Annotated in this window: 12 protein-coding genes; 10 read left to right on the forward strand and 2 right to left on the reverse strand. The window is 34.1% G+C overall.

Features of this window, described 5'->3' with window-relative positions:
- Positions 1-97: 97 nt before the first annotated feature.
- The 5 genes from ACEN92_RS05165 (at position 98) to ACEN92_RS05185 (ending at position 5,918) form a co-directional block, all read left to right on the forward strand.
- Positions 98-655, forward strand: coding sequence for a hypothetical protein (locus tag ACEN92_RS05165; RefSeq protein WP_495641302.1), 558 nt, complete (start codon positions 98-100; stop codon positions 653-655).
- A gap of 401 nt (positions 656-1,056) precedes the next feature.
- Complete coding sequence (locus ACEN92_RS05170) at positions 1,057-2,058, forward strand: IS110 family transposase (protein ID WP_495638805.1); 1,002 nt, start codon at positions 1,057-1,059, stop codon at positions 2,056-2,058.
- 281 nt (positions 2,059-2,339) lie between these two features.
- Positions 2,340-2,939 (forward strand): REP-associated tyrosine transposase, encoded by a 600-nt coding sequence (locus ACEN92_RS05175; RefSeq protein ID WP_495641303.1) that lies wholly within the window; start codon positions 2,340-2,342, stop codon positions 2,937-2,939.
- A gap of 322 nt (positions 2,940-3,261) precedes the next feature.
- Positions 3,262-4,704 carry a hypothetical protein gene (locus tag ACEN92_RS05180; protein ID WP_495641304.1) on the forward strand — a complete coding sequence of 481 codons (1,443 nt, stop codon included), beginning with the start codon at positions 3,262-3,264 and terminating at the stop codon, positions 4,702-4,704.
- 677 nt (positions 4,705-5,381) lie between these two features.
- Complete coding sequence (locus tag ACEN92_RS05185; RefSeq protein ID WP_495641305.1) at positions 5,382-5,918, forward strand: hypothetical protein; 537 nt, start codon at positions 5,382-5,384, stop codon at positions 5,916-5,918.
- 116 nt (positions 5,919-6,034) lie between these two features.
- On the opposite strand, the gene ACEN92_RS05190 is transcribed toward ACEN92_RS05185, so the two are convergent.
- Complete coding sequence (locus tag ACEN92_RS05190) at positions 6,035-6,826, reverse strand: DUF5995 family protein (RefSeq protein ID WP_495641306.1); 792 nt, start codon at positions 6,824-6,826, stop codon at positions 6,035-6,037.
- 143 nt (positions 6,827-6,969) lie between these two features.
- Between ACEN92_RS05190 and ACEN92_RS05195 the strand changes: the two genes are divergently transcribed.
- From ACEN92_RS05195 to ACEN92_RS05215, 5 genes are all read left to right on the forward strand, one after another.
- Positions 6,970-8,001, forward strand: coding sequence for a pectinesterase family protein (locus ACEN92_RS05195; RefSeq protein WP_495641307.1), 1,032 nt, complete (start codon positions 6,970-6,972; stop codon positions 7,999-8,001).
- A 227-nt stretch (positions 8,002-8,228) separates the two neighbouring features.
- A complete protein-coding gene (locus tag ACEN92_RS05200) occupies positions 8,229-8,984 on the forward strand; it encodes a helix-turn-helix domain-containing protein (RefSeq protein ID WP_495641308.1) in 756 nt (251 codons plus the stop codon).
- Between the two features lie 29 nt (positions 8,985-9,013).
- Positions 9,014-10,171 carry an FAD-dependent oxidoreductase gene (locus ACEN92_RS05205; protein WP_495641309.1) on the forward strand — a complete coding sequence of 386 codons (1,158 nt, stop codon included), beginning with the start codon at positions 9,014-9,016 and terminating at the stop codon, positions 10,169-10,171.
- 218 nt (positions 10,172-10,389) lie between these two features.
- Positions 10,390-12,687, forward strand: a complete 2,298-nt coding sequence (locus ACEN92_RS05210) for a DNA topoisomerase 3 (protein ID WP_495641310.1) — start codon at positions 10,390-10,392, stop codon at positions 12,685-12,687.
- A 118-nt stretch (positions 12,688-12,805) separates the two neighbouring features.
- Positions 12,806-13,282 (forward strand): DUF6265 family protein, encoded by a 477-nt coding sequence (locus ACEN92_RS05215; protein ID WP_495641311.1) that lies wholly within the window; start codon positions 12,806-12,808, stop codon positions 13,280-13,282.
- Between the two features lie 81 nt (positions 13,283-13,363).
- On the opposite strand, the gene ACEN92_RS05220 is transcribed toward ACEN92_RS05215, so the two are convergent.
- A complete protein-coding gene (locus tag ACEN92_RS05220; protein ID WP_495641312.1) occupies positions 13,364-14,527 on the reverse strand; it encodes an MFS transporter in 1,164 nt (387 codons plus the stop codon).
- Positions 14,528-14,556 lie beyond the last annotated feature (29 nt).

A 14,556-nucleotide genomic window follows, 5' to 3' on the forward strand; every position in this document is an offset into this window, starting at 1 on the left:
CCAAGTTGCAGAACGTTATAAGCAAAGAATATTGCTCACCTAACTTATTAATTCATTATTATTCATTATTCTATTATTAATTTTAAAACTATAATTTATGAGATTTTTACTTTTCCTTACACTATTTTCTTGTTTTTCAAACGCCCAAACTAAACTTTCCGAACCTTCACAATTCATAGAACGATCTTCATATGTTCAAATCAATATGGATGAAACGGAAAAAGCTAGCTTCAAGTCTGGACTAGGAGAGTCTGCAGAGTTTTATCCTTGTCAAATTATTGATTTAAAAAGCAATAACAAAATGAATGGAATGCAAGTAGAAAGTCGATTTATAATTGGTCAACAAGGCATGAGTAACATTTGGGCAAAAGAAACTGCCTGGATAGGTTTAGATGAAATCTCTGATTTAGTAATATGGTTTGAAAACTATGTAATTCCAAATCTGAAAGATGCAGCTGGGAAAAAGAAAACTGTAAAATATATTTTCAATTGTAAAGAAATGATGTTAAAGTTTGAAATCATAAATAAGACACAGATTTTCTCTGTCATAATGAATAATACAGATTATCCTGCAAAATATTTTTGGACGGAATCGCAAGTCGACAACATTCCTAATGTTGTAAAATCATTGAAGTACTTACAAACAAAAAATTAATAAATAATACCCCAGCTGTGCGAAGTGTTCTTCTTAAATGTCATAGGTTGCTGTGCGAAGTCTCCCGACTTCATACCCGTTCCAATAAGCAATTGCTACTCGGCAAGTATTTTACTTCAAATAAGATTTTTATTGGAACGAGAAATGCAGAACTGGTATAGCATGCGGGTACGAAGTCAGGAGACTTCGCCTTTACTTTGGATTTGATAAAAAGCTTTAAATTTATTCAAAGGAAAGCAGAGGTGAACTTTCGACTCCGCTAGTTAAGAACTATGCTGTGCATTAGTCCTCTGCCTTCCCCTTGAATCCCGTTGAATTGCTTCAAATAGAATGATAGACATAGCGGTCTAATAAAGGCTCTAAAGAAGTTCAACATTTTTGTTTATCTTAAATTCAAAGTTATGAAAAAGTATTCATTTTATGTCGGCATTGATGTATCAAAAGCTAAATTAGATATTAATATTCTTGATGCTTCAACTCTTAGGTCAGAGCATTTTAGCATAGAAAATAATATCAAAAACATTTCTGTTTTTATCAAAAATATGAGCAGGCAGGTTAATAAAGAATATATTCTTTTTTGTTGTGAAAACACAGGTATTTATACCAATCATATATCAAGTGCTTCAGTAAAACTCAATCTGGATTTATGGATTGTTCCTGCGATTGAAATAAAAAAATCAAAAGGAATTTCAAGAGGAAAAAATGATAAAATTGATGCCAGGGATATTTCTTATTACAGTTACAGAAACATAGATAAATTAAAACTATTTACTTTAACAGGCATAGAGATTCAAAAACTAAAAATTCTTTATACCGAAAGAGAAAAAATGCTAAAAGCCTTATTGCTTATACAAGCTACAAAAGAAAATAAAGATTTTACAGATAAAATAATTTTCAGGGAAGTATCTCAAATTAACCAGGCTCTGGCTAAATCTATTAAAAATTCGATCAATAAAATTGAGTCGAGAATTAAAGAAATAATTAAATCAAACGATCAATTAACCAAACAAATCCAACTTATCAGATCAATTCCCGGGCTCGGAGAACAAACCAGCGTGTATTTGATTATTGCAACAAAAGGATTTACAGCGTTTAAAAACTGGAGGCAATTTGCCTGTTACTCTGGTGTTGCCCCTTTTGAACATAGCTCTGGTTCCAGTGTAAAAGGAAGGACCAGAGTGAATCATATGGCTGATAAAAAAATGAAGTCACTATTGCAAATGTGCGCTATGACAACATTAAAATATGATCCACAATTAAAGGAATATTACAATAAGAAAAAAGTGGAAGGCAAAAACTCAATGTTGGTTTTAAATAATATCAGATGCAAACTTATAAGCAGGGTCTTTGCTGTTATAGCAAGGGAAACTCCATATATAAATACCTATAAATTTGCATCGTAATTTTTTAGTACTTTTTGTTGTTTTTTATCATAGAATGCACAGCGTCAATAAAACCATTTTATTTCAAATAAATTCAAACCACTGTGGCGTTTAACACCCTGCTCCTTGATTACTTACTATGTCTAAAATGCTGGAAAATGTCTCTAGATTTACTCTCCGAAGTGTTCCCATCATCGCGATCACTGCGAAGTCTCCCGACTTCGTACCCGTTCCTATAAGCAAAGAACTATGTGTAAAAATGATTATTTGTAATAAAAATCTGTATATTTGATAAAAAAGTTGTGCAAGAAGGATATAAGATAAGAAGCCAAACTTTACCACATTTTATAACGGCGACCGTTGTTGATTGGGTAGATATTTTTACTAGAAAAAATTACAGAGACATAGTTGTAGAATCTTTAGATTATTGTATCAAAAACAAATCAATGATTTTGTATGGCTATGTAATTATGAGTAATCATATACATATGATTGTTCAATCCAGCGATGGAGAATTGTCGGATTTATTGCGGGATTTTAAAAAATTTACTGCTGCAAAAATTATAGAAAAAATTAAATCTGATCCGGAGAGCCAAAGAGAATGGATGTTGGAACGTTTTAAATTAGCCACCGAAAGTCATTCCAGGAACAAAAATTATCAGTTTTGGCAATATGGCAATCATCCCGAAGAGATTTACAGTACCAAATTTATGTGGTCAAAGTTAGATTATATACATCTAAATCCTGTTCGTGCCGGTATTGTCGAAAAAGCATCACATTATATTTATTCGAGTGCCAGTAATTACATTTCTGATACAGGTTTAGTAAAAATAGAAAAAGCTGAAATTCCTATTGTTGATGTGCTAAATTTGAATAACTTCATAAGATACAATGAGTATTAAATTTGAAAAACTGCAATGGAATATTGGAGCGGGTACGAAGTCGGGAGACTTCGCACAGCACACTAAACCTGACATTAATTTCTAAAAATATAAAGAATGTTTTTATCCAAATTTATATTTTTTTGATCTATTTTTTTATAACCAATAAGATTTTCAATCAATTACACCCAACAGGTCATACTATTTTATTTATACCCATTTTTCTTGTCTTTATACCTAAATATGGAAGGCTTAAGACATTTTTTCAGAAGTCAGTTTCTTAATTGCTTACTTTCAAGTCTTCAAAAGAGATGAATACAAAAATTAACCAAAGAAACCCAATATGAAAACTACAAAAAAGGTATTACTTTTAATCACGCTAATCTCATTCTGTGCCTGTAAAAAGGAATCAGGAGGAGAAAAATCCAATTATACAACTATAAAAAAAAGTGCCGCTGCTTCTGAGTGTTTAGCTCCTGCTGATTGGTTTACGATCGTAAACAACACCCGCCGGACTCCTCCGCCAAATGAAGGACCAACAAGCGTATTTGCCAACAATGCAACAGTAACTAATTGTGATTTTCATCAATGGTCCTGGCAAAAATTTCTTTGGCTCACCAATGAGGTCAATGGAGTGCCATTTTTTATGACCAATCTGATTCAGGTGAATTCAACAGGTCAAAGATTAGATCCCGGTAATGGGATTGTTTTGACAGATACTGCTCAGGCAAGTTCTACTTCTGATATTTTAAAAACACCTAATTATCCATCGGGTGTTCCTAAATCTACTACGGTCTATTATTCTATATTTATGGACAAACTTATGTACACAACAATGCTAAAATATGGTCCAATAGCAAAAAATGACCCTTCTAAAGTGAAAGACATCACTTTTCCTGTAGGATCATTAGAACTTAAAACCTCCTGGATTGATGCAAGCGTTCTTAAAGATCCTTCTTCTTATTTTATTACTCAGGGAGTAATCAATGGAGTAAAAACAAAAGTGGCACTTTTAGGAATGCATGTAGTTGGAGTTGTAGAGAATCATCCCGAATTTGTATGGGCTACTTTTGAACATGAAAATCTTGCACCTGCTTACGACTGGTCAAAAGCTACACCAACTACTGATGCGCCGGTGACGAGTACAGTTGATTATCCTTTTTTTAATAAAAGCAGCACTGCAACGGTTACGAATATAACTTCAAAAAACGGGATTTATACAGATGTCTTTTCTGTTTATAAATATGGTGTCCCTGTAGAAAAAGCAATGAAAGGTTCATTTAACGTTCAGCTTTATATGAAAACAAGTCAAAATGGTTCGCAGAATTTCAACAATATTCGGATTATTAACCAGAGTGTTAAGTCACAGTTGAAAGGTATTTGGAATAATTATTTTTACAACGGTTCATTATGGATTAATACAGAAGGATACAATGGTACTCCGGCACAAGCTGCTTTATTAGACTCGTTAAGTGGTACTCTTTCAGAATCTACACCAGGGAAATTGACAAGAGGCTCCATTGCAGCCTACAATATTACCATGGAAACCTATGTTCAGGCAGGATTTGGAAAACCATCGTCTATACATGCGAATACAGTTGATAATATTGTTAATTGCTTCTCCTGTCATAACACGTCTCATAAATCGAATCTTTCGCCTCTTTATATTAGCCATGTTTTTACAGGATATGTAGGAAGCCTGCAGGGTTTAAACAGAAAACAAATCAAACAGGAGCATGTTAATGAAATTATGGAAGATTACAACTTACGTCTAAAATTAAAATAGCCAAATAGCAAGCTACTTTATCTTCTAATGTACTGCAAAAATTTATAAGTACAAAAAACCACAAACTTCTGTTTGTGGTTTTTTTTATGCTTTATTCATGGGATATTATACCGGTTTAGGAAATAATTCAGCTATAAATTTTATTTTAAAGTATTACACTTTATTTATAAACTAAATAACAGCAAATCCGCGCGATCGATTGAGAAAAATGTTAATTGAAACATCAAATTTTCAACAACTTACTATAATAAAAGGGAAACTTTCAATTAACTATAGTTATTCATACGATATTAAAGAATTTTATAACCGGGTAATTTTACCTGGAAAATTCTAAAAATATAAAACCATGGCAACAAAAGAAGATTTATTAAAAGAATTAGAAATTCAATCGAAACTATTCACCTTAAATATGTGAACCTATTTAAAAACTCTGAGCAGGATTTAAAAAGTTTTTTTGAAGATAATAAGTAGTCCTTTACATAATCTAATTAAGTAAAACTACCGCTAGCAGTCGTTTGGCGCACATAGTAGTCCACATCACGAATTCTTTAGAATTTGAGAAAAAAAAACTTTGTGCTTGGAATAATTAGTGATAATTTTATAGTCGCTTCGCCAAGTCGCGGAACGTTATGACAAGTTATTGAATAATCCAACGTAATTTAAAACCCCAAAAAAATATGAAGAAATTTTTAAAAGTATCCAGTCTTATAATCTTATTATTGATTACTCCTATTTGCAGTGCACAGAAAAACGATAAAGAGCTAAAAGAAGAAAAAATAGCTATTGTTCTTGATGTTGTTGAAAATGTAGTTAAAGATTTTAATAAAAGGAATGAATTTATTAAAAGATTCAATTTTGATTCGTCTCAGCAAAAATCAAATCTAATAAAATTTGATAGTATCAAAATACTTACAATTAATATAAAAAACAATAATAATGAAGGCTTGTCAATTTTGAAAAATAGATTTAAAAATGATAATAACGAAGAAATTTACAATACCGGCATAAAATATTTAGAATCTATAAAAAAAACAGAAATTGTCTTGCTAGCTTTATTTGATAAAATGTATAAACTCATAATGGGCGAAGACATTAGCGGTGAAGAAATAGAAAAAGCAAAAATTTCTTTAAAAAACTTTGAAACAGCAAAAGCAATTTATAAAAATGAAATAAAGGAATATGCTGGTAAGAACAATGTTATATTGAAATTATAGATATATTTTAATGCTCTGCGAGTGTTCTTTGTAAAAGTTGCAATTGCTCTGCGAAGTTTCTCAACTTCGCAGTGACAAACAAACTTCGCCATTTTTATTTGTGTTATTTTTTGAAATCATATAACAGCACACTCAATCTTTTTTTCCTGAATTATTTTCAAATCGATTATTTTTTGAGCAACAGTTCCTTTTTCGAATAAGCGAATGAACTTGAAAATGGCACTAACAAAATATCCCGGGTTTGAAACTAATCGGGCTATTTCTGTGATTCTTTCATCTCTTAACTGTATACAGGCTTCTATTTGGTTTTCCGGAAGTGCTACAAATTCATTGGCAAATTTCCAGGCACCGTCTCTGGCGGTTTTCATGCTAAAGTCGATAAAGAAGTTGTCTATTTTGCCTGATAATTTTAGTATAATCGTGAGCGTTGGCCAAATTTTGATTAAGCATGTTTCTACACTTGCTACCAGATTGCTAAGAATGGTGTTTATTTGGTCAAAATCAGATTTTAAGTCCCCTATGTTTTCTACTGTACTGACCTGGGCTGATGCTATTCCTAAATCCAGGTTCACATGTGCATTAATTCCAAGCAATAAGTGCTGAGCTACTATTGGCCAGAAAGTTTCGGCCTGCTGAAAGGAGAATTCCCAACATCCGGATGGTTTTTCTTTGGCTTTATATTGATAATAGGCTTTTAAATACCGATTAGCAAAAATAACATCGAGTTTTTCCATTCGCTCCCCGTTTTGAAAAGAACCATTACCGATTCCTTCTTTTATTCTCAGGGTAACTTCACGGTATAATATTGTAAACAAACCTATAGCGCTTTGTTCCAGTTTTGATATTTCAATTATTTCATCCAATAACTGGATAACTTCATCTATAGTAGTGGCTTGTTTTATATTCATTATTAGTTATGGTTAATTAAGCGGAGCGAATATACGGATAATTCAAAATAAGAAGAAGAAAAATATTACAATTACAAAAAAAACGTTAAATTTATTTTTTTTTAAACAATCATTACTAACCAATTAACCAAACTTAACCGATTATGAAATCAAAATTTATTACAATAACCCAGTGTATTCTGGCAACCGCAGTTGTTGCGTGTACAAATCCAACATTGGAATCAGATGTAGAAGCGCCGGAGTCAAATATCAAAACCAGCATATCGACACAAAAAATGGCTGGATACAACCTGGTTGTAGATCTCAATGGTACAGGAGATTATAAAACAATCCAGCAAGCGTTTACTGCTGTAACCGCAAACAATACTGCCGAAACAAAAATTTTTATAAAAAACGGAAGATATAAGGAGAAATTGGTACTGCCAAAAGACAAAATCAATGTCACCATTGTGGGCGAAAGCAAAAATGGCGTGATTATCACCTATAACGATTATGCGTCTAAACTCAATAGTTCGGGAACAGCAATAGGCACAAGCGGATCGGCAAGTTTTGTTATTGCGGGGAGTAATTTCAAAGCCAATTCGGTTACATTTGAAAACAGTTCGGGCAATGTTGGACAGGCAGTAGCAGTTCGTGTAGATGGCGACAAAGCCATTTTTAACAATTGTAATTTTTTAGGATTCCAGGACACCTTATACACACGAACAGACACCAGCCGACAATATTACTACAAATGTTACATTGCGGGAGCCACCGATTTTATTTTTGGCGCATCGACAGCGATTTTTGACCAATGTCAAATTTTTGCCAAAAAAGGCGGCACCTACATCACAGCCGCAAGTACCAGTCAGTCCAGTAAATTTGGGTATGTCTTTCTTAATTGTTTTTTAATCACAGATTCGGGCAAGGCAACTTATTATTTGGGCCGTCCATGGGGTAATTATGCAAAAACAGTTTTTATAAATTGCGACATGGCCAATCATATCAAACCGGAGGGATGGCATAACTGGAGCAAACCGGAAGCCGAATCAACCACTTTTTATGGCGAATATAAATCCACAGGATTGGGCGGTAATATGGATTCAAGAGTAAAATGGGCACATAAGATCACAGATACACAAGTGAAAGAATATACTGTTTCTAAAATATTCAATGGCTGGGTTCCTGTATTGTAAATTTATTATTATTGGCGCTCGTTACAAACGAGCGCCAATAATAATTTATAATACAACCACTGCTTTTTGTTACGACATTACTACCATAACTTAATGGATATTAAAAGATTAACTTCAAATCATATTTTTGATTGAAATATGGAAGTATAAACTTCCTTTTTTTGATATAAATTTGACATTGTTATTGCAGGATTTAACATTTGTAACAGCAAAAATCAATCAAAAACATGAATAATGACTTTTATTACAAATTCATCCTCCCGGATAAGCTGCTAGCTGACTTTATAGAAAATATCGGGATGTTTCATAATCAGTCAGACAGAGCAAAAGAAGTGGTTCTGATGCCTGATGGAAGAGTTGATTTGTTTTTTATGCAGTCTGAATCAGACTCCTTTCATGTTACACTTATTGGTTTGGAAACAGTACCGGAAGAAAGAATTATTCCGCCACACACACTTGCCTTTAAAGTCAGTTTTAAACCACTGGGAGCTGAATATATTTTGCAAACTTCTATTGCTGATATTTTAAACAGCGCAAAAAACTTACCAGTAGATTTTTGGGATTTTACTATCGATGATTTGAAAGATTTTGATAGATTTCATAAAAAAATAACACAAAAAACGCAAGACCTTTTACCCACTGAAATTGACGAAAGAAAGCGCAAACTTTTCGATTTGATTTACGCTTCAAACGGCGAAATAAAAGTAGAAGCACTTTCAGAAAAAATAACCTGGAGCAGCAGACAGATCAACCGCTATTTCAACAAGCAATTCGGACTTTCGTTAAATGCATTCTGCAAAATTTTACGTTTTAAAGCATCATTGAAGCATATTGCAAAAGGAAAACTTTTCCCGGAACTAAACTTCACTGATCAAACCCATTTCATAAAAGAGATCAGAAAATTTTCAGGCGTTGTACCCAGCGAATTGCTAAAAAATAAAGATGACCGATTTATACTATTATCCGTCCTGAAACAACAATAATTTTGAACCGTATTTAAAAACTATACGGAATGTTACCAGAAAACAAACAAGTTGCCATCATCGGCGGCGGTCCGGGCGGACTTACTTTAGCCAGACTTTTACAATTGCAAAGCGTAAATGTAAAAGTGTACGAAAGAGATTTGAATAAAAATGCACGAGTACAAGGTTCTCCTTTAGATTTACACGATGAATCAGGTTTAGCTGCTATTCATAAAGCCAATTTATTTGAAGAATTTAAAAATAATTTTATGCCCGGCGCAGACAAAATGATGATCCTGGACGAAAATGGCACTATTTTTTTCAGTGACCATGAAACTAATTCTGAACAAGATTTTGGCAATGAACATTTTCGTCCTGAAATTGATCGTGGTGTACTGCGAAAAATATTGCTGGAATCCTTGTTGCCCGAAACAGTAATATGGAACAGTCATTTTATTTCGATGGAAAAACAAAATGGAGGCTGGTTACTGCATTTCAAAAATGGCTCATATGCTTACGCAGACATTGTAATTGGTTCTGATGGTGCCAATTCTAAAATCCGGCCTTACATTACAGACATCAAACCATTCTATTCAGGCATAACAATGCTTGAAGGCAATATTTACGAATCCAAAAAAGCAGCACCTTATATGGATTCATTACTAAATGGCGGTAAAATAATGGCGTTCGGAAATACAAAAAACATATTAATGGGACAAAAAGGTGGTGGCGCCCTTGGTTTTTACGCGAGTTTTAAAGCAAATGAAAATTGGACTTTAACCAACGAATTGAATTATGCTGATAAAACACAAATGCTGGAATGGTTCAAAAAAGAATATCCTGAATGGAGCAGCATTTGGTACGAATTATTCGAAAATGTTTCAGTACCTTTTATTCCACGTCCGATTTATTGCATGCCTTTAGATCAAACCTGGGAAACTTTGCCCAATGTAACAATGATTGGTGATGCCGCACACGTAATGCCTCCTTTTGCAGGAGAAGGTGCCAATATGGCTATGCTTGATGCTTTGGAATTAAGTGAATGTCTAACATCTGATAAATATAAAACGGTTCAGGAAGCTATTTCTTTTTATGAATCAAATATGCGTGAAAGAGCATCAAAAGCAGCACAGGAATCTTTAGAAAACGGCGAAAAAATGCACTCTAAAGATTCATTGAAAACGATGCTTTCTTTTTTTAGTCACTAAGTTGCTAAGCAAAAAAACTTTGCGCTTTCGCGCCTTTCGTGATATAAAAGCTTTTAATGTAAATACAAAATTTTCATGCAAAGGCGCCAAGTCGCTAAGTTTAAATGAAATAATAGCAAGGAAAAACTTTGTGTCAGGAGCCTTGGCGGCAAATCCACAAAAAATTTCAATACCAAATTCTAAATCCCTAATTTCGCTTTCAAATTACAAAGAGAAAAATGAAGGTCTGTATTGCCGAAAAACCAAGTGTAGCACGTGAAATTGCATCCGTTTTGGGAGCCAATACCAAGCACGATGGTTATTATGAAGGCAACGGTTATGCCGTGACTTACACTTTTGGGCATTTATGTACTTTGAAAGAGCCTAACGATTATAAACCGCATTGGAAAAGCTGGGACCTGAACAACCTGCCCATGCTTCCTGAAAAATTTGAAACCAAAGTGGTGCAGAATTCAGGTATTGAAAAGCAATTTAAAATCATAAAAGACTTATTTGACAAGGCTACAGTGGTGATCAACTGCGGGGATGCCGGGCAGGAAGGAGAATTGATCCAGCGTTGGGTAATGAATGAAGCCAGTTATAAAGGCGAAGTACAGCGCTTATGGATTTCGTCCCTAACCACCGAAGCCATTAAAGAAGGTTTTGAAAACCTGAAACCATCTGCCAATTACGATAATTTATTCTACGCAGGATTTTCAAGGGCTATTGGCGATTGGTTATTAGGCATGAATGCCACACGGTTGTATACCGTAAAACATGGCGGCTACAAACAGGTTTTGTCTATCGGACGTGTACAGACACCAACGTTAGCCATGGTTGTTGACCGTTTTAAAGAAATAGAAAATTTTAAGCCCCAGCCCTACTGGGAATTACAGACTTTATACAGAGAAACACTTTTTAGTTATGAAGAAGGCCGATTTCTGAAAAAGGAAGACGGTGAAATTTTAGCCAATAAAGTTAAAGAAAGTGAGTTTGAAATTGTTTCTGTTGAAAAAAAGAACGGAAATGAGTTTGCACCAAAACTATTTGACTTAACAGGTTTACAAGTATATTGCAATACAAAATTTGGATTTTCGGCAGATGAAACGCTTAAAATAGCACAAAGTTTATACGAACAAAAAGTTGTTACATATCCAAGAGTCGATACTACGTTTTTACCAAGCGATATTTATCCGAAAGTACCGGGAATACTGCAGAAATTGACGGATTATGCACCACTGACAGAGCCAATTTTAGAAAAGAAAATAAAAAAATCACCTAAGGTTTTCAACGATAAAAAAGTAACCGATCACCATGCGATTATTCCAACTGGCGTACAGAGCAATTTGCCATACAATCAGCAACAAGTATATGATATTATTGTAAAACGTTTTATTGCTGTTTTTTATGACGATTGTTTGGTTGCCAATACAACAGTAATTGGAAAAGCAGCCGATGTAATGTTCAAAACCACCGGAAAAGAAATCCTGAAAAAAGGATTTCGTGTTGTTTTCGAAGACCCAAACGCAAAAGAAAAAGAAGCTGATTTATTACCAGGTTTTGTTGTGGGAGAAAAAGGTCCGCACGAACCTTCTTTTTTAGAAAAAGAAACCAAACCACCGAATCAATTTACGGAAGCTACTTTGTTACGTGCTATGGAAACTGCGGGCAAACAGATTGATGATGAGGATTTACGCGAATTGATGAAAGAAAACGGTATTGGTCGTCCGTCAACACGGGCGAATATTATTGAAACGCTTTTTAAACGTCAGTACATTGTTCGAAACAAAAAACAGGTATTGCCAACACCAACAGGCATTCAGCTGATTGATACGATTCAGAATGAATTAATAAAATCGGCTGAACTTACGGGTTCCTGGGAAAAGCAACTGAAAGATATTGAAAAAGGTACTTTTACCGCTGCTGCATTTATTAAAAACATGAAACGCATGGTTGAAGCTTTGGTATATGAAGTACGCAGCGAAACCACGCACGCCAATATTTCGCATGCAGGAAATATTCAAAAACAGGTTCCTAAAGTTGAGAAAAAGAAAGCTGCAGGTATTTTGGCGGAAACTTGTCCGAAATGTAAAAAAGGAAATCTCATAAAAGGAAAATCGGCTTTTGGATGCAGCGAATATAAGTCTGGCTGTGATTTTTTATTACCCAATGTTTTTGCGGGTAAAAAAATATCAGAGGGCCAATATTTACGATTAGTTCAAAAAGGTTCTACGGTAAATTTAAAAGACTTTAAAACCGATGAAGGTACAGTCGAAGGCCTGATTCGTTTTGAAGAAAATTTTAAACTTAAATTAGAAACTAAAAAAACAGCAGCAAAAGCAAATTCAGATACAACATCAGATACACTAATATGTCCGAAATGTAAAAAAGGAACGATTCTGAAAGGTAAAACCGCATATGGCTGTGGCGATTATAAATTGGGCTGTGATTTTAAAGTAACTTTTGATGACGTCAGAACGAAACTAAAAGATCAAAAACCTACTAAAGAATTGGTTTATGCTATTCTTTGTGGCTAAGTGTTAAGTTATGAGTTAGAAGCGACAATTAACAATCTCTAATTATTTAATTATCCAATTTTATAATTCTATTTTTTATATTTTAGTACTTCAATATAAACACTAAATATTCAAATATATGTTTCAGAAAATTACTCTTTTAGCAGTTTTAGCAGCCGTTGTTTCTTGTCAGAAAAAAGATGCTGCCGAAAAAGATAAAATCAAAATAGCCGACTGGCTGATCGGAAATTGGGAAAATACTTCTCCGGATGGCATTCTGACTGAAAACTGGCAAAAACTAAACGACAGTACTTTTAGTGCAGCATCCTATTTAATAAAAGGAAAAGATACCATACATTTGGAGAACATTGTTTTGGCACAAAAAGGAGAAACACTAACCTACTTTGCCACTGTAAAAGGTCAAAACGACAACAAACCTGTGGCTTTTACTTCTACTAATGAAACCGAAAACAAATTGATTTTCGAAAACCCACAACATGATTATCCTCAAAAGATTACATATACTAAAGGTTCTAATAATACTCTAACTGCTGAAGTTACAGGAAAGTTGGAGGGAAAAGTGACTACCGAAAGGTTTATTATGGTGAAGAAGTAAATCTCTCACGAGTCACAGAGATGCAAGAAATAATTTTATTAAAAAACTTAGCACCTCTGTGACTTTACAAAAACAAAAAAGCTACTCGTCAGCCCCAATCTTATTCACCATCATTATCATAAGCCCGCCTAATAAAGCCATTACCAAAAAAGCCCATTTCATACTTAGAAATTCAGAGATAAAACCCACCATTGGCGGAACTAACAAAAAGCCTAAATATCCAATCGTTGAAATAGAAGTCAAAGCTGAACCATTGCTTAATTTTGATGATCTTGCGGCAATGCTAAAAACTAAAGGCACCACACAGGAAACTCCTACTCCAATTAAAACATAACCAAAGATTGTTGGGTAGACATAAGGCATTATAAAACAAATGAAAAATCCAATAGTAATTAAGACTCCGCTGTAAAAAAGGATTTGCTTAACTCCAAATCTCATTACTGCAGAATCACCTAAAAAGCGACCTAAAGTTACAGCTGTCATAAAAAATACAAATGCTGCAGTTGTCATCTTTGGAGAAGCGTGCAATATATTCTGAAAGTAGATTCCGCTCCAGTCGTACATAGTATTTTCGCATGCCATCGAAACAAAACAAATTAAGGCAAACTTAATCATGTTTTTATCAGGCAATGTGAGGAATCTCCTTTTTTCCTGCGGTATCGGTTCGGTAAGAATCGCCATCGGATAAAAACAAGCTGTTATTGCCATCATCGCAACACTTATTCCAAGTAAATGATAAGACGGTGCTATATGCTGTGTTACCATCACATACCCTAAACCTGCCCCGGCAAATCCTGCCAGACTCCAAACAGCATGAAAACGGGTCACAATTGATTTAGGATACAGTTTCTGGACTTCAAGAGCCTGAGCATTTATCGATAGATTAAAAATATTTCTGGAAGCTCCAAATATCAAAAGTATAAGTATCAATTGCCATACAAAAGCTGCAAACCCGGGCAATGCTACCATAATATTAAATAATACTGCTCCCAAAACCATACAAAATCTGCTGCTGTATTTATTCAACAGCTTTCCGGTAAAAGGCATCGTAAACATCAATCCAATCGGGAAAGCAAATAAGACAGCTCCAAATTGGGCTTCGGTTAAATTTAATTGTGTCTTAATATCAGGAATTCGGGATGCCCAGGAAGAATATCCAAATCCTGAAACGAAAAAAAATACAGTATTGGCTATTCTATACCCTTTGGGTGTGTTCTGTATTTTTTTAAAAAATGGGATAATCATCGGGTTGTTTCTATTTTAATTTGGCTGCA

Source organism: Flavobacterium sp. Flavsp81 (assembly GCF_059491325.1).

Coding starts and splice junctions, on each gene's coding strand:
- ACEN92_RS05165 (WP_495641302.1), top strand. CDS start 98: ATGAGATTTTTACTTTTCCTTACACTATTTTCTTGTTTTTCAAACGCC.
- ACEN92_RS05170 (WP_495638805.1), top strand. CDS start 1,057: ATGAAAAAGTATTCATTTTATGTCGGCATTGATGTATCAAAAGCTAAA.
- ACEN92_RS05180 (WP_495641304.1), top strand. CDS start 3,262: ATGAAAACTACAAAAAAGGTATTACTTTTAATCACGCTAATCTCATTC.
- ACEN92_RS05185 (WP_495641305.1), top strand. CDS start 5,382: ATGAAGAAATTTTTAAAAGTATCCAGTCTTATAATCTTATTATTGATT.
- ACEN92_RS05190 (WP_495641306.1), bottom strand. CDS start 6,826: ATGAATATAAAACAAGCCACTACTATAGATGAAGTTATCCAGTTATTG.
- ACEN92_RS05195 (WP_495641307.1), top strand. CDS start 6,970: ATGAAATCAAAATTTATTACAATAACCCAGTGTATTCTGGCAACCGCA.
- ACEN92_RS05200 (WP_495641308.1), top strand. CDS start 8,229: ATGAATAATGACTTTTATTACAAATTCATCCTCCCGGATAAGCTGCTA.
- ACEN92_RS05205 (WP_495641309.1), top strand. CDS start 9,014: ATGTTACCAGAAAACAAACAAGTTGCCATCATCGGCGGCGGTCCGGGC.
- ACEN92_RS05210 (WP_495641310.1), top strand. CDS start 10,390: ATGAAGGTCTGTATTGCCGAAAAACCAAGTGTAGCACGTGAAATTGCA.
- ACEN92_RS05215 (WP_495641311.1), top strand. CDS start 12,806: ATGTTTCAGAAAATTACTCTTTTAGCAGTTTTAGCAGCCGTTGTTTCT.
- ACEN92_RS05220 (WP_495641312.1), bottom strand. CDS start 14,527: ATGATTATCCCATTTTTTAAAAAAATACAGAACACACCCAAAGGGTAT.